Raw genomic sequence first — 20,268 nt, forward strand, 5'->3', positions numbered from 1 at the left:
CGGACGCGAGTCGGGTCAGTCCTGGATCCACATGATGTGCACCAGCCTAGGCACCTCCGTCGGTGCGGGCCAACCGATTTGGGGCACGGGCGGTTTCACGACCGAGCGGGTGGGGCAGCATCGCGGCATGAACTCCACGACGTCCGTCCTCTCCCGACTCGCCCTCGCCGCGACCACCGCACTCACCGCCTCGGCCGCCCTCGTCGCCGTCGCGACCCCGGCCCACGCCGAGCCGGCGGTGCTGGACTGTGCCGGCGGGCCGGTCACCATCCCCTCGACCCTCGACGACGTGACGCTGACCGGCGTGTGCACCGACGTCCGCATCGATGCTTCCAACATCTCCGTCGTCGTGCCAGCGGTCACCTCGCTGACCGTGGCCGGCGGGAACCTCGAGGTCACCGCGACCGGCGACATCGGCACGCTGACCATCACGGGTGGCAACGACACCGTCACCGGGCTCGGTGCCGGGTCCGTGTCCGTGGGGGGCGGCAACAACGAGGCGACGTTCTCCGGGGCCATCGGCGACGCCACCCTCACCGGCGGCAACAACGCCGTCAAGGCGGCCTCCGCCGGCAAGGTGCTGCTGCGCGGCGGCAACCAGCAGGCCAGGGTCGCCACGGCGGGTGCCGTCACCATCAAGGGCAGCAACACGACCTATCGCGGCACGAAGGCCACGAAGGTCACGGTGCGTGGCGCCAACAACACCGTGAAGGTGTCCAAGCTGCCGGTGCTCACGATCGTCGGTGCCAACAACACCGCCGTCGTCAAGAAGGGGAAGACCAAGCTCAGCGTCAAGGGCGCCAACAACCGCGTCCGGGTCAACAGGCGCGCCTGATCCGACGCCCGGTCAGGCCACGAACACGCAGAACACGTGGCCGGCCGGGCTGGCGTACGCCCGCAGTGGCTCGTCGGGGTCGTCGGTCCGGTCGAGCCGGGGCTCGCCTCCCAGTGCCAGCACCCGTGCGTCGGCCGCGTCGAGGGCTGCACGGGCCGGCACGGTGATGTCGAGGTGTGACACCGACGGCTGGCCGGGCTCCGGCCACCGGCTCCCCGGAAGCTGCTCGACCTCCTGGATGGCCAGGCAGCGGCGCCCATCAGGGTGCGTCAGGACGAGCCAGTCCTGCGCCTGCTCCACCTCGTCGCCGGGTCGGTAGACCAGCCCGAGGAGCTGCCGCCAGAACTCGGCCTCGCCCCGGACGTCGGTGGCGTCGAGGACGGTGTGCAGCAGCTGCGGCACCACCGGCTGCTCGTCGCTCATCGCTCGACTGTACGACGTGTCAGGATCGCGGCATGAGCACCCGACCGGGCTGGATCCAGGTCTTCCTCGACACCCCGTCCTCGGCGTTCGAGGAGGCCGTGGCCTTCTGGTCCGCGGTCACCGGGTGGCGGCCCTCCGAGCGCCGCGGCGAGGACGGACAGTTCCTCACGCTGCTGCCGGCGGCAGGGTCGGCGTACGTCAAGGTGCAGGCCGTCGAGGCCACCGCCGGGGTGCACCTCGACCTCGACCACGAGGACCGTCCCGCAGCCATCGAGCGTGCCCGCTCGCTCGGTGCCACGACCGCCTGGGTCTACGAGGGCGTCGAGGTGATGCGCTCCCCCGGCGGCTTCACGTTCTGCCAGACACTGCTCGACGTCGATCCACCCGGACCCGAGCTGGTGCGGGACGGTTCGACGATCCTCGACCAGGTCTGCCTCGACATCCCGGCCGCACGCTGGGACGCCGAGATCGGCTTCTGGCGAGACCTCACCGGGTGCGAGCTCCAGCAGGGCAGCCTGCCCGGCTTCGCCCGCCTGGCCGCACCAGGCCGGGTGCGGATCCTCCTGCAGCGACTCCTCGAGGCCGACGAGACGGTGCGCGCCCATCCCGACTTCGCGAGCGCCGACCGCGGGAGTGACACCGAGCGCCACGTCGGGCTGGGAGCCGAGGTCGTCTCGGTCAACGCGTTCTGGACGGCCCTGACCGCGCCCGGCGGTCAGGTCTACTGCCTGACCGACCGGGACCCGACGACCGGGGTCGTCACCCCTCGCTGAGCGGCCCCGCACACGCGTGGAAGCTCACCTCGGCCCGAGCGCGACCGGACGTCAGACCAGCACGCCGTCGCGGACCGTCACCCGCCCGGAGTACACCGTGTGCACGACGCGGGAGGTCAGCACGCGTCCGTGCCACGGGTTGTTGCGCGAGAGCGACGCCGAGGCGTCGCGGTCGACGGTGACCGACGCATCGGGGTCCACCAGCACGACGTGGGCGGGCGAGCCGGGCTCGAGCGTGCGCCCCTGGTCGGCCAGCCCGGCGATCCGTGCCGGAGTCACCGACATGACCCGCGCGACGTCGGCCCACGACAGGTCGGGCAACGCCGTGCGGACGACGCCGAGCGCGGTCTCGAGGCCGAGCATCCCGAACGCCGCGTCCACGAACGCGTGCTCCTTGTCGTGGCGTGCGTGGGGCGCGTGGTCGGTGGCGACGGCGTCGATCGTGCCGTCGAGCAGCCCGGCCCTCAGCGCGGCGACGTCCTCCTGCGGGCGCAGCGGCGGGTTCACCTTGAAGGTCGGGTCGTAGCCCGTCAGCAGGTCGGTGGTCAGCAGCAGGTGGTGCGGCGTGACCTCGGCCGTGACGTCGATGCCGTGGGCCTTCGCCCAGCGCACCACCTCGACGGAGCCGGCGGTGGAGACGTGCGCGACATGCACGCGCGATCCCGTGTGACGGGCCAGCATCACGTCGCGGGCGACGATGACCTCCTCGGCGATGCCGGGCCAGCCGGGCAGCCCGAGCCGGCCGGACAGCTCGCCCTCGTGGCAGCACGCGGCCGGTCCGGCGAGCGCCGGGTCCTGCGAGTGCTGGGACACCACCCCACCGAACGCCTTGACGTACTCCAGCGCACGGCGCATCACCCGGGCGTCGTGCACGCACTTCCCGTCGTCGGAGAACACGGTCACGCCGGCACGGGAGCGGTGCATCAGTCCGAGCTCGGCGAGCTCCTCGCCGCCGAGTCCGCGGGTCACCGCGCCGACCGGCTGGACGTGCACCAGCCCGGCCTCACGGCCGAGCTCCCACACCCGGGTCGCCGCCTCCGCGGTGTCGGTGACCGGCGAGGTGTTGGCCATCGCCAGCACCGCTGTGTAGCCGCCGAGCGCCGCCGCCTGCGAGCCGGTGAGGATCGTCTCGGCGTCCTCGCGTCCCGGCTCGCGCAGGTGGGTGTGCAGGTCGACCAGGCCGGGCAGCGCGACCAGGCCGTCGGCGTCGATGGTCTCGGCACCGGAGGGTGCCGCGTCGACGGGCTGGAGGATCCCGGTGTCGTCGACGTAGAGGTCCGCGGTCTTCTCGCCGAGCAGCGAGGCTCCCTTGATCACCAGCGACATCAGGCGGTCTCTCCTCGGGTCTCCCCCGCAAGCAGGTGGTAGAGCACGGCCATCCGGATCGCCAGGCCGCTGGAGACCTGCTCCAGCACGACCGACTGGGCCGCGTCGGCGGCGTCGGCGGCGATCTCGAGGCCGCGGTTCATCGGGCCGGGGTGGCAGATCGGCACATCCGGCTTGAGCAGGGCCAGGCGGTTGCGGGTCAGCCCGTAGCCCACGGTGTACTCCCGCGCGCTCGGGAAGAAAGCGCCGGACATCCGCTCACGCTGGACGCGCAGCATCATCACCGCGTCGGCCTCCGGCAGCACCTCGTCGATGTCGTACGACGTCTCGAAGCCGGCCGCGGCCGACCACGCTCCGACGCCGCTGGGCATCAGCGTGGGTGGCGCGACGACCGTGACGCGGGCACCGAGGCGGGTCAGGCACTGGATGTTGGAGCGGAACACCCGGCTGTGGGTGAGGTCGCCGATGATCGCGACGTGCCTGCCCTCGAGCGAGCCGAGCCGGCGTTGCAGGGTGTAGGCGTCGAGCAGGGCCTGGGTCGGGTGCTCGTGCATCCCGTCGCCGGCGTTGACCACCGCAGCGTCGACCCACTCGCTGACCTGCAGCGCCGCCCCGCTGGCCGGGTGCCGGATCACGAGTCCGTCGACACCCATCGCGCAGACCGTGAGCACGGTGTCACGCAGGCTCTCGCCCTTGGACGTGCTGGAGCCCTTGGCGCTCACGTTGATCACGTCGGCCGAGAGCCACTTGCCGGCGATCTCGAACGACGAGCGGGTGCGGGTCGAGTCCTCGAAGAACATGTTGACGACCGTCCGGCCGCGCAGGGCCGGCAGCTTCTTGACCTCGCGCCGCTGCACGTCGTGCATGTCGGCGGCGGTCTCGAAGATCTGGTGGATCTCGTCGGTGGCCAGGTCGTCGATGGAGAGCAGGTGCTTCACGAGATGCTCACCTCGTCGACGCCGTCGACCTCGCTGAGCCGCACGCTGACCCGCTCGGCCAGCGCGCTCGGGAGGTTCTTGCCGACGTGGTCGGCACGGATCGGCAGCTCGCGGTGACCGCGGTCGACCAGCACGGCGAGACGGACGGCGGACGGGCGACCGAGGTCGGCCAGCGCGTCGAGCGCCGCACGGATGGTGCGCCCGGAGAAGAGCACGTCGTCTACCAGCACGACGATCTTCTCGTCGATCCCGCCGCTGGGCAGCGCCGTCTTGTGGGCGCGACGCGTCGGCTGGGATCGCAGGTCGTCGCGATACATCGTCACGTCGAGCTCGCCGACCGCGACGGGAGCACCTTCGACGGCGGTGATCTTCTCGGCGATGCGCCGCGCCAGCGGCACTCCGCGGGTGTGCAGGCCGAGCAGCACCAGGTCCGTGGCGCCCTTGTTGCGCTCGAGGAGCTCGTGGGAGATCCGGGTCAGCGCCCGGGAGATGTCACGGGCGTCGAGCACGGTGCGGTCCGGCCGCTCGCTCGGCGGGTCGGGGCTCGTCCCAGCGGGACTGTCGTCGGGGGCAGGCATCTGCGCGCCGGACCTCCTTCTCCGCCTCACGGGACGGCTCGTTAAAGGATGTCGATCGGCCCGACCCTAGCAGTGGCACGCCGGGTGGGGACCTCCGGCGTAGCGTGGACGGTGGCCGGTACCTTCCGACCCTCGAGGTCAGGAACCGCTCATGAGCGTCCGCTACGCCACCGCCTACCGTGCCCGCATCGTCCCGTGGGAGAAGGCCGGTCGTGCCGGGCTCCCCGTCCTCGAGCGGCTGCTCGCCCGCGAGGAGCAGAGCCGACCGGACCGGCGCGGGCGGGCACTCGACCTCGGCTGCGGGCGGGGCGCCCACACCAAGCTCCTCGTCGACCGCGGGTGGGACGCCATCGGCGTCGACAACGTGCGCCAGGCCGTCGACGTGGCCGTGCACCGCAACGAGCTCGACGACGCGAGGTTCGTCATCGGCGACGTCCGCCACCTGGTCCACTGCGGGGTCGGCACCGCCTTCGACCTCTTCCTCGACGTCGGCTGCTTCCAGGGGCTGGACGACGCCGACCGCATGCTGATGGCCACCGGCATCACCGCGCTCGCGGAGCCCGGCGCCGCGATCCTCCTGCACACCGCGGCGCACCAGCCGTGGTACCGGGGCGGGCACGGTGCGAGCGCCGCGGACCTCGAGCGAGCCTTCACGGGCTGGACGGTCACCCAGGAGCGGGACGCCGAGGTCGATGAGGCCGACGCCGATCGTCAGGGCACCTGGTACCGCCTGACCCGATCCTGACCCGACCCTGACCCGGTCCTGACCCGGTCCTGGAACGATGCTGACCGGACCTTCGGTCAGCGCTCCAGGATCGCCACGACGCCCTGCCCGCCGGCTGCGCAGATCGAGATCAGCGCTCGGCCCGAGCCCCTCTGCGCGAGCAGCTTGGCGGCGACGGGAAGGATCCGGCCGCCGGTCGCGGCGAAGGGGTGCGCGGCCGCGAGCGACGAGCCGTTGACGTTGAGCTTCTCGCGATCGATCGCGCCCAGCGGGGCGTCGAGACCGAGCCGCTGCCGGCAGAACACCGGGTCCTCCCAGGCGGCGAGGGTGGCGAGCACCTGCGAGGCGAACGCCTCGTGGATCTCGTAGACGTCGAAGTCCTGCAGGGTGAGCCCGTTGCGCGCCAGCATCCGCGGGACGGCGTACGCCGGTGCCATCAGCAGGCCTTCGTGACCGTTGACGTAGTCGACCGCCGCGGTCTCCGCATCGACGAGGTGCGCGAGCACGGGCAGGCCCCGCTCCTCGGCCCACTCGTCGCTGGAGAGCAGGACGGCGGACGCGCCGTCGGACAGCGGGGTGCTGTTGCCGGCCGTCATGGTCGCAGCGGAGCCCTTGCCGAAGACCGGCCTGAGCGTGGCCAGCTTCTCCACCGTGGAGTCCGGACGCAGGTTGTTGTCGCGCTCGACCCCCCGGAAGGGCGTGATCAGGTCGTCGTGGAAGCCCTCCTCGTAGGACCGCGCGAGGCGGTGGTGCGACCGGGCCGCGAGCTCGTCCTGCGCCTCGCGGGAGATCCGCCACTCGAGCGCGGTGAGCGCCGCGTGCTCGCCCATCGAGAGGCGGGTGCGGGGCTCGCCGTTCTGCGGGATCTCCAGTCCGATGTCACCCGGTCGGATGGCGCCGAGTGCCTTGACGCGGCTCGCGGTGTCCTTGGCCGCGTTGACCCGCATCAGCTTCTTCCGCAGCCGGTCGCTGATGGCGACCGGCGCGTCGGAGGTGGTGTCGGTGCCACCGGCGACCCCGACGTCGATCACGCCGAGCGCGATCTTGCCGGCGACCTGGATCGCCGCCTGGAGCCCGGTGCCGCACGCCTGCTGGATGTCGGTCGCCGGCGTCTCGGGCGCGAGACGCGAGCCGAGCACCGACTCGCGGGTCAGGTTGAAGTCGCGCGAGTGCTTGAGCACGGCGCCGGCCACCACCTCACCGAGGCGCTCGCCCCGGAGGTCGAACCGGTCGGCGAGGCCGTCGATCGCAGCGGTCAGCATCTCCTGGTTGGAGACCCCGGCGTAGACCGTGTTCGAGCGCGCGAACGGGATGCGGTTGCCGCCGACGACGGCGACCGGGCGGGTGGTGGGCTGCATCTTCCTATCCTAGTGTCACTCCGAGTTACACCGGTCCGTCCCGCCACACCCACGGAAGGCTCCCGACCCCATGAGCGACCGCTACCAGGGCTTCGCGTCCACCCCGATCGGACGGCTGCTGGTCAAGAACCTAGGCCTGCCCGACCCCACGGCGCTCGAGCGGTGGGGCGCGGGCGACCGGCTCGTCGACGGCCTCGTCGTGCTCGGAGGCGACGGCCGCATCGCCGAGATCCTCCCGACGACCCTCGACGGCCTCGGCATCGCATCGGCGACCTCGCTCGAGGACGGCGTACGTGCCAAGGCACTCGTGTTCGACGCGACCGGCATCACCGACACCGGTGGCCTCCTCGCGCTGCAGGAGTTCTTCACACCCTTGATGCGCCGGCTCGAGTCCTGCCCGCGCGTCGTCGTGGTCGGTACGCCGCCGGAGCTGACGTCGGGCGGCGAGCGCGTCGCCCAGCGCGCGCTCGAGGGCTTCACCCGCTCGCTCGGCAAGGAGATCGGGCGCGGTGGGACCGTCCAGCTGGTCTACGTCGCCCCCGCCGCCGACGGGGCGGTCGACTCGACTCTCGCCTTCCTCCTGTCCCCCAAGTCGGCCTACGTGTCGGGCCAGGTCGTCCGCATCGGCGCGCACGGCTCGACCTCCACCGAAGCCGTGGCCGACTGGACCCGGCCGCTCGACGGCAAGGTCGCGCTCGTCACGGGCGCCAGCCGCGGGATCGGCGAGGAGATCGCCCGGGTGCTGCACCGCGACGGCGCCACGGTCGTCGGCGTCGACGTGCCCCAGGCCGCCAGTGAGCTGCAGGACCTGATGACCGAGCTCGACGGGGACCACCTCGTCCTCGACATCACCGCCCCCGACGCGCCGCAGCGGATCGCCCACCACCTGCGCGAGCACCACGGCGGGGTGGACGTCGTCGTCCACAACGCCGGCATCACCCGCGACCGACGGCTCGCCAACATGGCCGAGGACCGGTGGAGCAGCGTGATCGCGGTCAACCTGACCGCGCCGGAGCTGATCACCCGCGAGCTCCTCGACGCAGGCGTGGTCAACGCCGCCGGCCGGATCGTCGGCGTCGCCTCGATCGCCGGGATCGCGGGCAACGTCGGCCAGACCAACTACGCGACCTCGAAGGCCGGCATCATCGGCCTCGTCGAGAGCCTGCGCGACGAGCTGGCCGACGGGATCACGGTCAACGCCGTCGCGCCGGGGTTCATCGTCACCCAGATGACCGCCGCCGTGCCGTTCGCGACCCGGGAGGTCGGGCAGCGGCTCAACGCGATGTCGCAGGGCGGCCTGCCCGTGGACGTCGCCGAGACCGTCGCGTGGTTCGCCAGCGCGGGATCGGGCGCGGTGAACGGTAACGTCGTGCGCGTGTGCGGCCAGATGATGCTGGGCGCCTGATGACGGACGCCAAGCTCCTGCACGGCGAGCCCGGACGCCTCCGCACGCTGCTGCACGCGGCACTCCCCGCCGTGCCCGGCGTGAACCGGCTGCCAGGTGTGCGCAAGCGGTCCGCGGCCGGGTTCACCGGTCTGGCGTACGCCCGCACGAATGCCGTCGTCGAGCGCGCGCGGGTGGACGCGTACGCCGCGGTGTGCGGCTTCCCGCGCAGGGACGTCGTGCCGCTGACCTATCCGCACCTGCTCGCCTTCCCGCTGCACATGGCGATCATGGGTGACGCGGCCTTCCCCTATGCCGCGATCGGCATGGTGCACGTCGAGAACGCGATCACCGCCCACCGGGCCGTGCGCGTCGGCGAGGCGCTCGACGTCCGGACCGACGTCGGGCCACCGCGCCCGCACGCACGCGGGGTGCTCCTCGACTTCACCACGACCGTCACGGCGGCCGCCGAGCCCGCGTGGGAGTCGACCTCGACCTACCTGCGTCGCGGCGACAGCGTCGACGGTGAGCCGACGGCCGGGCTCGAGGTGCCGGACCCCCCGTCCGGTGGCATCCAGTGGCGGCTGCCCGGCGACCTCGGGCGCACCTACGCCTCGGTGTCGGGCGACGCCAACCCGATCCACCTCCACCCGCTGACCGCGAGGGCGCTGGGCTTCCCGCGCCAGATCGCGCACGGCATGTGGACCCTCGCGCGGTCGGTCGCCGCGATCGAGAACCGGGTGCCGGACGCCGTGACTGTCGAGGTCGCCTTCAAGAAGCCGGTCCTCCTGCCGGGCACCGTCGCCTACGCGGCGCGCCGGGACCAGATGGGCTGGACGTTCGCGATGACCAACCCGAAGGACGGGGCGCCCCACCTGCTGGGTCGCGTGAGCGTCGGCCAGGACCCACGAGCCGCCTCGCGGCGCTAGCTGCGTCCGTCGTGCCTGCGGATCAGGCCCTCCTGGGCCACCGTCGCGACGAGCTCGCCCGACTGCGTGAACACGCGTGCCAGCGCCAGACCACGCGCGCCTCCGGCGAACGGGGAGAACTGGTCGTAGAGCCACCACTCGTCGGCCCGGAAGGGTCGGTGGAACCAGATCGTGTGGTCGAGCGACGCGGGCTGGAGCCTCGGCGAGCCGAGGGTGATCCCGTGCGGCACGAGGGTGGCCCCGAGCAGCGTGAGGTCGCTGGCGTAGGTGAAGGCTGCCGCCTGCACGGTGGGGTCGTCGGCGAGCTGGCCGTCGACGCGGATCCAGATCCGGGCGCGGGCCGGGTGGTCCGGATCGTCGGGGAGGCCCATCCCGGTCACGCCGACGTGGCGCACGTCGAGCGCCGCCCACTCCCGGACCCACTCCTCGGCCGCGCTCTGGCCCTGCCGACGCACGAGCTCGGCGAGCGGGATGCCGTCCTGCGGTGGCGGGACGTCGGGCATGCCGTCCTGGTGCTCGAAGCCGGACTCGGCGACCTGGAAGCTGGCGGTCATGTAGTAGATCGGGCGGCCGTGCTGGCGGGCCAGGACACGGCGGGTGACGAACGAACGGCCGTCGCGGATGCGCTCGACGTCGTAGACGATCGGCACGCTCGGATCGCCCGGGCGCAGGAAGTAGGAGTGCAGCGAGTGGAGGGCGTGATCGCCGTCGACGGTGCGCGTGGCGGCCACCACCGACTGGGCGGCGACCTGACCGCCGAAGACCCGCTGCCGCTCGGTGCGCGCCTGCGTCCCGCGGTAGAGATCGACCTCGAGCCTCTCGAGGTCGAGGATCGAGGCCAGCTCCTCGGCACTGCCGGCCATCAGCGCTCCTCCCAGCCGGACTCGTCTCCGGCGTCCTTCGGCTTGTCCTCGAGGTCGGCCAGGAAGGCCTCGAACGCGTCGCCGATCTCTTCGCCGGTGGGCAGCGAACCGTCGCCGGCGAGCAGCGACGTGCCGGCGGCCTCGGCCTCGCGGAAGGAGTCGTACTGCTGCTCCAGTCCGCGGACCACCTCGGCCACCTCGTCGTGGGAGGAGAGGTAGCGGTCGACCTCGTTCTCGGTGATCTCGGCCGCCTCACGCAGCTCGCCGAGGTCGATGGTGAGCCGTCCGCCGATCTCGAGGTGCTCGAGCAGCACGAGCGCAGCCTGGGGGTACTCCATCTGCGCCAGGTAGTGAGGGATGTGGGCGACGAAGCCGAGCGCGTCGTGACCCCACTCGCCCAGGCGGATCTCCAGCAGCGCCTGAGCGCTCGCCGGCACTCGGAGCTCGCCCTGCCAGGGGCTCTCGCCGGGGACCAGGTCGGGTCGGTTGGCGTGCGGGGTGATCGCGATCGGGCGGGTGTGCGGCACGGCCATCGGCACGGCCCCGAGGCCCACGACGCGCGCCACCCCGAAGTGCTCGACGACCTCGCGCACGGCGCGGGCGAAGGCCTCCCACCTGATGTCGGGCTCGGGCCCGGTCAGCAGCAGGAAGGGTGTGCCGCCCGTGTCGCGCAGGGCGCGCACCACCAGGCGGGGCGCCTCGTAGTCGGTGTAGTGGTCGCGGACGAACGTCACCGGCGGGCGACGCGCACGGTAGTCGTGCAGCGAGTCGACGTCGAAGGTGGCCACCACCTTGCCGTCGGAGAGGTCAGCGAGGTGGGCGGCGGCCAGCTCCGCCGACTTGCCCGCGTCGAGGAATCCGGTGAGCACGCAGACGAGCGTGAGGTCACCGACGTCGGTCGGCTTCGACACCTCGGCGTCGTCGACGATGTGCACGAGTCTGTCGGCCATGCGCCCCAGCCTATGGGGTGCCCCCGGGTGACCGGGCACACACCCGCGGCAGTGGTCAGGTGTTGTTACCGATGGGTAGCCTGGTGCCGTTCCGTCCCCTCCAGCCTGGGAGCCGCAAGTGTCCCGTCCACAGCGTGAGGTCGTCTTCGTCGACGGCGTGCGCACACCGTTCGGCAAGGCCAAGGGCCAGTACGCCGAGACGCGCGCCGACGACCTCGTCATCAAGTCCATCCGCGAGCTCATGCGCCGCAACCCGTCACTCCCGCCCGAGCGGGTCGACGAGGTCGCGATCGCCGCGACGACGCAGATCGGCGACCAGGGCCTGACCCTCGGTCGCACCGCCGCCCTGCTCGCCGGCCTGCCGCAGAGCGTGCCCGGCTACTCCATCGACCGCATGTGCGCGGGCGCGATGACCGCGGTCACCAACACCGCGTCGGGCATCGCCTTCGGTGCCTACGACGTCGCCATCGCCGGCGGCGTCGAGCACATGGGCCGCCACCCGATGGGCGAGGGCGTCGACCCCAACCCACGCATCCTCTCCGAGCGGATCGTCAACCCCGACGCCCTCGTGATGGGCAAGACCGCGGAGAACCTCCACGACCGCTACCCCACGATCACCAAGCAGCGCGTGGACGCCTACGCCGTGCGCAGCCAGCAGAAGACGAAGGCGGCCTACGACGCCGGCAGGATCCAGCCCGACCTGGTGCCCGTGGCGACCCGCTCGGCCGAGGCCGGCTGGGGCCTGGCCACCACCGACGAGCCGATGCGCCCCGAGACGACGATGGAGTCGCTCGCCGGGCTCAAGACCCCGTTCCGCTCGCACGGCCACGTGACCGCGGGCAACGCCGCCGGCATCAACGACGGCGCCACCGCGGCGCTGCTCGCCGACGAGGAGACCGCGCGCGAGCTCGGCCTGCCCGTCAAGATGCGCCTGGTGACGTACTCCTTCGTCGGCGTCGAGCCCGAGGTGATGGGCGCCGGGCCGATCCCGGCGACCGAGAAGGCGCTGCGTCTCGCCGGCCTCACCATCGACGACATCGGTGCCTTCGAGGTCAACGAGGCGTTCGCCGTGCAGGTGCTCGCCTTCCTCGAGCACTTCGGCATCGCCGACGACGACACCCGGGTGAACCCCTACGGCGGTGCGATCGCGATGGGCCACCCCCTCGCGTCGTCCGGCGTACGCCTGATGAACCAGCTCGCCGCCTCGTTCGCCGAGCGCCCCGAGGTGCGCTACGGCCTCACCACCATGTGCATCGGCATCGGCATGGGCGGCACCGTGATCTGGGAGAACCCGCACTGGAACGGCCTGGCCTCGAACGGAGCAGACTCGTGAGTGACATCTTCGACCGCGCCGCGGCCCTCGTCTCCGACGCCGAGCGCGTCACCCAGGCCCACCTGCGCACGGTCGCGCTCCCGGGCGTGACCTTCGGTCTGATCACCCTCGACAACGGCGAGGACCACACCAAGCCCAACACCTTCGGACCGGGCTCGCTGCTCGCGCTCAACGAGGCCATCGACGCCGCTCTGGCGGACGACACGATCGACGCGATCGCGGTGACCGGGAAGCCGTTCATCCTGGCGGCCGGCGCTGACCTGGTCTCGATCCAGGGCGGCGGGCCGGACGCCGTCCGCGTCGTCGGCGAGCTCGGCCACGCGACCTTCCGCAAGCTCCAGGACGGCGGCAAGCCGTCGTTCGGGCTGATCAACGGCCTCGCCCTCGGCGGCGGCCTCGAGGTCGCGCTGCACTGCACCTACCGCACCGTCATGGACTCCGCGCCGGCGCTCGGCCTGCCCGAGGTCATGCTCGGCCTCGTGCCCGGCTGGGGCGGCGCGTGGCTCGTGCCGAACCTCGTCGGTGCCGACAAGGCGGTGACGCTGATCGTCGAGAACCCGCTCAACCAGGGCAAGACGCTCGGCGGGCAGGCGGCGTACGAGCTCGGGCTGGCCGACGCGGTCTTCAACGGTGCCGACTTCCTCGAGCAGTCGCTGCTCTGGGCGGCCTCGGTCGTCCGCGGGGAGACCACGGTGTCGCGTCCCGCCATCGACCGTGGTGAGGCCTGGGACGCCGCGATCGAACGAGCCCGAGGGATCGTGGCGGCCAAGACCGGGGGCGCCTCCCCCGCTGCCGCGAAGGCCGTCGAGCTCATCGCCGCGGCGCGCGACACCGACCGCGACACCGGCTTCGCAGCCGAGGACGACGCGCTGCACGCGATGTCGCAGACCCCCGAGCTGCTCGCGTCGCTGTACTCCTTCGACCTGGTGCAGAAGCGCGCCAAGCGGCCCGCCGGCGCGCCGGACAGGTCGCTCGCGCGGCCGGTGACCAAGGTGGGCATCGTGGGTGCCGGCCTGATGGCCAGCCAGCTGGCACTGCTCTTCGTACGCCGCCTCGAGGTGCCCGTCGTGCTGACCGACCTCGACCAGGAGCGGGCCGACAAGGGCGTCGCCTACGTCCACGCCGAGATCGACAAGCTGCTCGCCAAGGGCCGGATCAGCCAGGACAAGGCCAACCGGCACAAGGCGCTCGTCTCCGGCGAGACCGACAAGCAGGTCGCCTTCGGTGACGCCGACTTCGTGATCGAGGCCGTCTTCGAGGAGATGTCGGTCAAGAAGACCGTCTTCGCCGACGTGGAGAAGGTCGTCTCGCCCGCGTGCGTGCTGGCGACCAACACCTCCTCGCTGTCGATCACCGAGATGGCCGCCGACCTCGAGCACCCCGAGCGGGTCGTGGGCTTCCACTTCTTCAACCCGGTCGCGGTCATGCCGCTCCTGGAGATCGTCCGCGGCGAGGCCACGGACGACGCCACCCTGGCGACCGCCTTCGCCACGGGGAAGACGCTCAAGAAGACGTCGATCCTGGTCGAGGACAGCCCGTCGTTCATCGTCAACCGGCTGCTCGGCCGCTTCATGAGCGAGGTCGGCCGCATCGTCGACGAGGGCACTCCGGTCTCCGTGGCCGACGGTGCCTTCGCCGGGATCGCGCCGATGCCGCCCTATCAGCTGCTGTCGCTCGTGGGCCCGGCGATCGCGCTGCACAACGTCGAGACGCTGAAGGGCGCGTTCCCGGAGCGGTTCTACGTCTCCCCCGCCCTCGAGCGGCTCGTCGCGGCTCGCAAGTCGGGCTACTACGGCCCGGACGGCCAGCTCGACCCGTCGGTGGAGGAGCTGCTCGAGAAGCCGGCCTCGCCGGTGGTGCTCTCCGCCGGTGAGGTCCGCGAGCGGACGCTCTCCGGCCTGGCCGAGGAGGCGCGCCTGATGCTCGACGAGGGCGTCGTCGCCGCTCCGCAGGACATCGACCTGGCGATGATCGCCGGTGCCGGGTTCTCCTTCTGGAACGGCGGCCTGACCTTCATGCTCGACGTCCTCGGCATCTCCGAGAAGGTGTCCGGCCAGCGGTTCCACTGACGCGCTGACCGACGCCGAGCGGTGAGTGAGACAGGATCTGAGGTCCGAGAACATGTCTCACTCACCGCTCCTGAGCGGGCGGCTAGTCGCGGCCGGAGTAGTCCTTCGCCGGCTCGCCGATGCCCTGGCCGACCCGGCTGTGCTTGTAGCCGTAGCCGAAGTAGATCGCGAACCCGAGCGCCATCCAGACCAGGAACCGCAGCCACGTCTCGGCGGTGAGGTTGAGCATCAGGAAGACACAGATCGCGGCCGAGAGCCACGGCACGAACGGGGAGAACGGCACCCGGAAGGACCGCTCGAGGTCGGGGCGGTTCTTGCGGAGGATGGGCACGGCGATCGAGACGAGGGCGAACGCCGACAGGGTGCCGATGTTGACCATCTCCTCGAGCTTGCCGATCGGCGTCAGCGACGCGACCAGCGCGACGACCAGGCCGATCACGAGCGTGATCCGGACAGGGGTGCCGGTCCTGGGGTTCACGTGCGCCAGCGCGGTCGGCATGAGGCCGTCGCGGCTCATCGCGAAGAACACGCGCACCGCCCCGATCATCAGCGTCATCACCACCGTGGTCAGGCCGGCCACCGCGCCCGCGGAGATGAGGGTGGCGTAGCCGTCCTTGCCCTGGTCGATGAACGCCGTCGCCAGTGCCGCATCGGGGTTGATGTCGTCGTACTTGACCATGCCGGTGATCACCAGTGCGACGGCCATGTAGAGGATCGTGCAGACGATCAGCGAGCCGATGATGCCGCGCGGCAGGTCCTTCTGCGGGTTGCGGGCCTCCTCCGCGGTCGTCGCGACGACGTCGAAGCCGATGTAGGCGAAGAAGACCAGCGAGGCGGCGAACAGGATGCCGGCGACGCCGTAGACGCCCGGGGCGCCGAAGACGGTCTGGATGAGCGGCGTGTGCAACCACCCCTCGCCGGTCGTGCCCGGGGCGCTCGGCGGGACGAAGGGCTTGTAGTTGTCGGTGTTGATGAACTGGATGCCCGCGATGATCACGAACAGCACGATGAAGAGCTTGAGGGCGACCAGGACGAGGTTGACCCGCAGTGACTCCTTGATGCCGAAGGCCACCAGCGCGGTCAGCACCACGACGAGGAGGAAGGCCGGCAGGTCGAACGAGTCGCCGTAGCCGAGCTGCTCGGGCCAGCCCAGGCCGATCTCGCCGAGGAACGTCTCGAAGTAGGACGACCACCCCTGCGCCACCACCGACGCGCCCAGCATCAGCTCGAGGATCAGGTCCCAGCCGATGATCCAGGCGATCATCTCGCCGAGGGTGGCGTAGGAGAACGTGTACGCCGACCCGGAGACCGGCACGGTCGAGGCGAACTCGGCGTAGCACAGGGCCGCCAGGCCGCAGCAGAGCGCGGCGACCATGAAGGAGAACACGACACCGGGACCGGCGTAGGCCTGGGCGACGCGACCGGTCAGCGTGAAGATGCCGGCGCCGATGATGACGCCGATGCCGAACACGGTGAGGTCGAGCGCGGTGAGGCTCTTCTTGAGCTTGAACTCGGGGTCTTCGGTGTCGGCCATCGAGTGCTCGATGGACTTGGTGCGCCAGATGCTCATTCCTGCAAGGTAGACCTGTCGGAGCGCCGCGGCGAGCACCCCGGAGGTGGGTGTCGCCGTCGGGTGCGGAGCGCCTCTCAGGCCGTGTGGTCGACCTCGACGAGGGTCGGCCCACCGTCGAGAGCGGTGACGTCCTCGACGATCTCGCGGGCCAGCGTCTGCGCGTCGAGGCCGATGCGGGCCAGGATGGCGTCGCGCTTGGCGTGGTCGAGGAACTCCTGCGGGATGCCGTGCAGCCGGAACGGCGTACGCACCCCTGCGTCGTTGAGGGTCTGGAGCAGCACCGCGCCGCACCCGCCGATGCGTCCGTTGTCCTCGACGCTGACGACGAGCCGGTGCTCGCGAGCGAGGTCGACGACGGCGGGGTCGACCGGCTTGACCCACCGCGGGTCGACGACGGTGACGCCGATGCCCTGGGCGGTGAGCCGCGCGGCGACCTCGACCGCCGTGGTGGCCATCGACCCGACCGCGACCACCAGCACGTCACGCTCACCCTCGCGGACCAGGACGTCGGCGCCGCCGGCGCGGTCGATCGCGGGCACGTCCGCGGGCGGCGGGCCCTTCGGGAACCGCACCACCGTCGGCGCGTCGTCGACCTGGACGGCCTCGTCGAGCAGCTCGTGGAGCCGGGTGACGTCGCGGGGTGCGGCCAAGCGCAGACCAGGGACGACCTGCAGGATCGACATGTCCCACATGCCGTTGTGGCTCGCGCCGTCGTCGCCGGTGACGCCCGAGCGGTCGAGCACGAAGGTCACGCCGCACCTGTGCAGCGCGACGTCCATCAGGACCTGGTCGAAGGCACGGTTGAGGAAGGTGGCGTAGACCGCGAACACCGGGTGCAGGCCACCCATCGCGAGGCCGGCGGCCGAGGTGACGGCGTGCTGCTCGGCGATGCCGACGTCGAAGGTGCGCTCGGGGTACTTCTGGGCGAACGCGTCGAGTCCGACCGGGTGCATCATCGCGGCGGTGAGGGCCACGACGTCCTCGCGCCGGGCACCGAGGTCGACGATCGCCTCGGAGAAGTGGTCGGTCCAGATCTTGCCCTTGGGCTTCTCCGCGCCGGTCTGGACGTCGAAGGGACCGGGCGCGTGGAACTGGTCGGCCTCGTGCCGCAGCGCAGGGTCGTAGCCCTGGCCCTTGCGGGTGATGGCGTGCACGATCACCGGGCCGCCGAAGCGCTTGGCGTTGGTCAGCGCCTGCTCCATGGCGGCGCGGTCGTGGCCGTCGACGGGGCCGACGTACTTGAGGCCGAGGTCCTCGAAGAGGCCCTGGGGCGCGAGCGCGTCCTTCATCCCCTTCTTCATCGCGTGGAGGGCGTCGTAGGCCGCGTGGCCGACGCCGGGGACCGCGTTGAGGCGCTTCTTGACCAGGTCGAGGACCTGCTCGTAGCGCGGGTTGGTGCGCAGCGACGTCAGCGCCGTGGCCAGGCCACCGATGGTCGGCGTGTAGGAGCGCTCGTTGTCGTTGACCACGATCACGAGCCGGCTGCTCTTCGCGATGGCGATGTTGTTGAGCGCCTCCCACGCCATCCCGCCGGTGAGCGCGCCGTCGCCGATGACGGCGACGACGTGCCGGTCCTCGCCGCGGATGGCGTACGCCTTCGCGAGGCCGTCGGCGTAGGACAGCGAGGTCGAGGCGTGCGAGTTCTCGACGATGTCGTGCTCGGACTCGGCCTGGCTCGGGTAGCCGCTGACGCCACCCTCCTTGCGCAGGCTCGCGAAGTCGGCATGACGACCGGTGACGAGCTTGTGGACGTAGGACTGGTGCCCGGTGTCGAACACGACGCGGTCGCGCGGGGAGTCGAAGACCCGGTGGATGGCCAGCGTCAGCTCGACCACGCCGAGGTTGGGCCCGAGGTGTCCGGAGTTGGTGGCGACGGTGCGGATCATCACGTCACGGATCTCGGCGGCCAGCTCGTCCAGCTGCTCCGGCGAGAGTCCACGGAGGTCGCTCGGAGAGGCGATCGAGTCGAGGAGTGCCATAGCGCCCGAGTCTATTTCATGGCAGGTCGTACACCGCTACCGCGGCCTCCTCGAGGCTCCCCATCCAGACCCGGCCGTCGTGCTCGCGGACGCCGGTGACCATGTGGTAGCCCGGGCCGTGCTCGGGCTGCTGCAGGTCGAGGTCGTGCACGAGCCGACCGTCGTCGGCGTAGGCCTGCACCCGGATCGTCCGCTTCGGCCGGGGCTGCAGCGCCTCGGGGACCTTGGTGACGAGGCGGCGCAGCGCCATCGGCGCCCGCACGAGCGCCTCCACGACCGGGTCGACCGGGCTCGCGACCGTCACCCAGACGAGGCCGTCGCTGCCGCGGCTGATGTTGTCGGGATAGCCGGGGAGATCGGTGACGAGGTGGTCGCGCTCGCCGGCTCGCGGGCCGGTCAGCCAGAGGCGTACGACGGTGCGCCCGCGGCACTCGGCGACCGCCACATAGGACTCGTCGGCGGCCAGCGCGACGCCGTTGGAGAACGCGAGGCCGTCGAGCGCCACGGTGACCGTGCCGTCGGGGTCGCGGCGGATCAGGCGCCCGGTGCGGGTGTCCTGGACGAAGTCGTCCTTCCACTGGGTGATGCCGTGGTGGAGCGAGGAGTCGCTGAACCAGATCGTGCCGTCGGTCGCGACGGCGGCGTTGTTGCAGAAGCGCATCGGCCCGCCGTCGACCTCGCCGACCAGCACGTCGACCGCACCGGTGGCGGGCGCGACCCGGAGCACGCCGCGTACGGCGTCGCAGACGAGGAGGTCGCCGCCCAGCAGCTCGATGCCGAGCGGCCGACCACCCGTGTCGGCGACACGGCGCACGCTTCCGCTCGCGGGGTCGACGGCCCAGATCGCGCCGTCCTCCGTGCCGGTGAAGACGGTGCCGTCCAGGCCCACGACGACGTCCTCGGCGCCGGGCCCGGGAACCGGGTGCACAGTGAGGCTCATAACGCCATGCTGGCGTAGACGTCGCTGCGGAGGAAGGCCGGGACGATGCCCTCCCCGCCCCTGGTGAGCCGGAGGTCGGACACCGTGGCGTGATCGACGAAGACGATCTGGCGACCCTCGCGGCAGTCGATGTCGGCGTCGGTGAGGTCGACGGCGGCCGCGTAGACCCACATCCGGTCCCAGGTGCCGTAGGACGCACGGTGGTCGTTGGCGAACGCCCCGACCTCGTGCAGGTCCCCCACCTCGAGGCGCACACCGGTCTCCTCCTCCAGCTCGCGCAGCGCGCCCGCAGCCGGGTCCTCGTCACCCTCGAGATGGCCACCGGAGAGCCCCCAGCAGTCCGGGTCGATCCGCGGGTTGCTGTCACGCTCCTGCAGCAGGATCCAGCCGCGCCGGTCGACAAGGATCACGCCGGCGAAGCCGCGGGCGTCGGGCGGCGGGACCGGGGTGTGCTCGATCGCCCAGCCACGCAGTGCCCCCAGTACTCGCTCGGTCGAGCTCACGAGGGGCCGGTCGGTCAGCGTGGCCGGATCCACGAACACGATCTGACGGCCCTCACGGCAGTCGACGTCGACGTCGCCGAGCTCCGTCGGCGCGACGAACGCGTGGTAGCGGAAGCGGCCGAGCGGTGACTCGACCCGGAACTCGCCCAGGTCGTGGGGTGCATCGGCGTCGAGCACGATGCCTGTCTCCTCGGCCAGCTCCCGGAGCGCCGCCGCCCGCAGGCTCTCCCCCGGCACGATCCCTCCACCGGGGAAGCACCACGTGTCCGGCCAGACCGGCGCGTGCTCGTCCCGCTCCTGCATGAGGAACCACCCCCGCGGGTCGACGAGGGTCAGGCAGACGAAGTCGCTGCGCTCCTGCGCGGCACGCCACGCCAAGGTCATCGGCAGGGTGAGGCGCACGGCCTGGTGGAGCTGGTCGCCGGTGAACGACTCCGGGTCGACGAACCGGACCTGTCGGCCCTCGCCGCACACGAGGTCGTCGTCGCCGACGTCGAGTCGTACGGCGAACAGCCCGAGCTCGTCGTCCTCCCCGCAGGAGTCGCTCCGAAACCGGTGGATCCCCAGCGACTCGAGCTCCGACGCCTCGACCCGGAGCGCGGTCTCCTCCTGCAGCTCGCGGACGGCTGCGTCGACGAAGTCCTCGCCGTGCTCGAGGTCACCACCGGGGTAGCCCCAGCGTCCGGGGTCGTGCAGCGCGTCGTCGCCCCGCTCCTGCATGAGCAGGCGGCCGAAGACGTCGACGACCGCGACCGCTGCGAACCGATGCATCGTGTGACCCTAGCCAGGC

The 20,268-nt window shown here is 71.6% G+C and carries 18 protein-coding genes; 7 read left to right on the forward strand and 11 right to left on the reverse strand.

The window, feature by feature from the left end; translation table 11 throughout:
• Window positions 1–127: 127 nt before the first annotated feature.
• Window positions 128–835: a DUF3060 domain-containing protein gene (locus tag IEZ25_RS07790; protein ID WP_191198850.1), complete on the forward strand. Its 708-nt coding sequence runs from the start codon at window positions 128–130 to the stop codon at window positions 833–835.
• A 12-nt stretch (window positions 836–847) separates the two neighbouring features.
• Here IEZ25_RS07790 and IEZ25_RS07795 read toward each other — a convergent pair whose 3' ends face one another.
• A complete protein-coding gene (locus tag IEZ25_RS07795; RefSeq protein WP_191198851.1) occupies window positions 848–1,258 on the reverse strand; it encodes a VOC family protein in 411 nt (136 codons plus the stop codon).
• A gap of 32 nt (window positions 1,259–1,290) precedes the next feature.
• Here IEZ25_RS07795 and IEZ25_RS07800 point away from each other — a divergent pair, with 32 nt between their 5' ends.
• Complete coding sequence (locus tag IEZ25_RS07800; protein ID WP_191198852.1) at window positions 1,291–2,031, forward strand: VOC family protein; 741 nt, start codon at window positions 1,291–1,293, stop codon at window positions 2,029–2,031.
• A 51-nt stretch (window positions 2,032–2,082) separates the two neighbouring features.
• Here the strand turns inward: IEZ25_RS07800 and IEZ25_RS07805 are convergent, their stop codons facing one another.
• Genes IEZ25_RS07805 through pyrR form a run of 3 tightly spaced genes read right to left on the reverse strand, consistent with a single transcriptional unit; the run spans window position 2,083 to window position 4,873 of the window.
• Entirely contained in the window at window positions 2,083–3,357 is a 1,275-nt protein-coding gene (locus IEZ25_RS07805; RefSeq protein WP_191198853.1) for a dihydroorotase, read from the reverse strand.
• Complete coding sequence (locus tag IEZ25_RS07810; protein ID WP_191198854.1) at window positions 3,357–4,295, reverse strand: aspartate carbamoyltransferase catalytic subunit; 939 nt, start codon at window positions 4,293–4,295, stop codon at window positions 3,357–3,359. Before IEZ25_RS07810 ends, IEZ25_RS07805 begins: the two co-directional genes overlap by 1 nt.
• The gene (gene pyrR, locus IEZ25_RS07815) at window positions 4,292–4,873 is read right to left on the reverse strand and encodes a bifunctional pyr operon transcriptional regulator/uracil phosphoribosyltransferase PyrR (RefSeq protein WP_191198855.1); all 582 of its coding nucleotides are present in this window, start codon (window positions 4,871–4,873) and stop codon (window positions 4,292–4,294) included. Before pyrR ends, IEZ25_RS07810 begins: the two co-directional genes overlap by 4 nt.
• Before the next feature lie 151 nt (window positions 4,874–5,024).
• Between pyrR and IEZ25_RS07820 the strand changes: the two genes are divergently transcribed.
• Entirely contained in the window at window positions 5,025–5,618 is a 594-nt protein-coding gene (locus tag IEZ25_RS07820) for a class I SAM-dependent methyltransferase (protein ID WP_191198856.1), read from the forward strand.
• A gap of 56 nt (window positions 5,619–5,674) precedes the next feature.
• On the opposite strand, the gene IEZ25_RS07825 is transcribed toward IEZ25_RS07820, so the two are convergent.
• Complete coding sequence (locus tag IEZ25_RS07825) at window positions 5,675–6,955, reverse strand: acetyl-CoA C-acetyltransferase (protein WP_191198857.1); 1,281 nt, start codon at window positions 6,953–6,955, stop codon at window positions 5,675–5,677.
• A gap of 70 nt (window positions 6,956–7,025) precedes the next feature.
• Between IEZ25_RS07825 and IEZ25_RS07830 the strand changes: the two genes are divergently transcribed.
• Together IEZ25_RS07830 and IEZ25_RS07835 are read left to right on the forward strand one after the other, a co-directional pair.
• Window positions 7,026–8,360 (forward strand): 3-oxoacyl-ACP reductase, encoded by a 1,335-nt coding sequence (locus tag IEZ25_RS07830; RefSeq protein WP_191198858.1) that lies wholly within the window; start codon window positions 7,026–7,028, stop codon window positions 8,358–8,360.
• Window positions 8,360–9,268, forward strand: a complete 909-nt coding sequence (locus IEZ25_RS07835) for a MaoC/PaaZ C-terminal domain-containing protein (RefSeq protein WP_191198859.1) — start codon at window positions 8,360–8,362, stop codon at window positions 9,266–9,268. The genes IEZ25_RS07830 and IEZ25_RS07835 overlap by 1 nt, the downstream gene beginning before the upstream one ends.
• Here IEZ25_RS07835 and IEZ25_RS07840 read toward each other — a convergent pair.
• Entirely contained in the window at window positions 9,265–10,131 is an 867-nt protein-coding gene (locus IEZ25_RS07840) for an acyl-CoA thioesterase (protein ID WP_191198860.1), read from the reverse strand. The two genes, IEZ25_RS07835 and IEZ25_RS07840, sit on opposite strands and share 4 nt — an antisense overlap.
• The gene (locus tag IEZ25_RS07845) at window positions 10,131–11,081 is read right to left on the reverse strand and encodes a PAC2 family protein (protein ID WP_191198861.1); all 951 of its coding nucleotides are present in this window, start codon (window positions 11,079–11,081) and stop codon (window positions 10,131–10,133) included. Before IEZ25_RS07845 ends, IEZ25_RS07840 begins: the two co-directional genes overlap by 1 nt.
• A 118-nt stretch (window positions 11,082–11,199) precedes the next feature.
• Here IEZ25_RS07845 and IEZ25_RS07850 point away from each other — a divergent pair, with 118 nt between their 5' ends.
• Together IEZ25_RS07850 and IEZ25_RS07855 are read left to right on the forward strand one after the other, a co-directional pair.
• A complete protein-coding gene (locus IEZ25_RS07850) occupies window positions 11,200–12,414 on the forward strand; it encodes a thiolase family protein (protein ID WP_191198862.1) in 1,215 nt (404 codons plus the stop codon).
• Window positions 12,411–14,483, forward strand: a complete 2,073-nt coding sequence (locus IEZ25_RS07855; RefSeq protein ID WP_191198863.1) for a 3-hydroxyacyl-CoA dehydrogenase NAD-binding domain-containing protein — start codon at window positions 12,411–12,413, stop codon at window positions 14,481–14,483. Before IEZ25_RS07850 ends, IEZ25_RS07855 begins: the two co-directional genes overlap by 4 nt.
• A gap of 82 nt (window positions 14,484–14,565) precedes the next feature.
• On the opposite strand, the gene IEZ25_RS07860 is transcribed toward IEZ25_RS07855, so the two are convergent.
• The 4 genes from IEZ25_RS07860 to IEZ25_RS21360 all read right to left on the reverse strand — a co-directional run bounded on the left by IEZ25_RS07860 (window position 14,566) and on the right by IEZ25_RS21360 (window position 20,249).
• On the reverse strand, window positions 14,566–16,053 hold the full coding sequence (locus IEZ25_RS07860; RefSeq protein WP_191198864.1) for an amino acid permease: 1,488 nt from the start codon (window positions 16,051–16,053) through the stop codon (window positions 14,566–14,568).
• Between the two features lie 77 nt (window positions 16,054–16,130).
• Window positions 16,131–18,035, reverse strand: a complete 1,905-nt coding sequence (gene dxs / locus IEZ25_RS07865; RefSeq protein ID WP_191198865.1) for a 1-deoxy-D-xylulose-5-phosphate synthase — start codon at window positions 18,033–18,035, stop codon at window positions 16,131–16,133.
• 16 nt (window positions 18,036–18,051) lie between these two features.
• Window positions 18,052–18,975 (reverse strand): SMP-30/gluconolactonase/LRE family protein, encoded by a 924-nt coding sequence (locus IEZ25_RS07870; protein ID WP_191198866.1) that lies wholly within the window; start codon window positions 18,973–18,975, stop codon window positions 18,052–18,054.
• Window positions 18,972–20,249, reverse strand: coding sequence for an NUDIX domain-containing protein (locus tag IEZ25_RS21360; RefSeq protein ID WP_224748667.1), 1,278 nt, complete (start codon window positions 20,247–20,249; stop codon window positions 18,972–18,974). Before IEZ25_RS21360 ends, IEZ25_RS07870 begins: the two co-directional genes overlap by 4 nt.
• Between the last annotated feature and the right edge of the window lie 19 nt (window positions 20,250–20,268).

The organism is Nocardioides hwasunensis, from assembly GCF_014779665.1.
GTDB classification, from domain to species: Bacteria; Actinomycetota; Actinomycetes; order Propionibacteriales; family Nocardioidaceae; genus Nocardioides; species Nocardioides hwasunensis.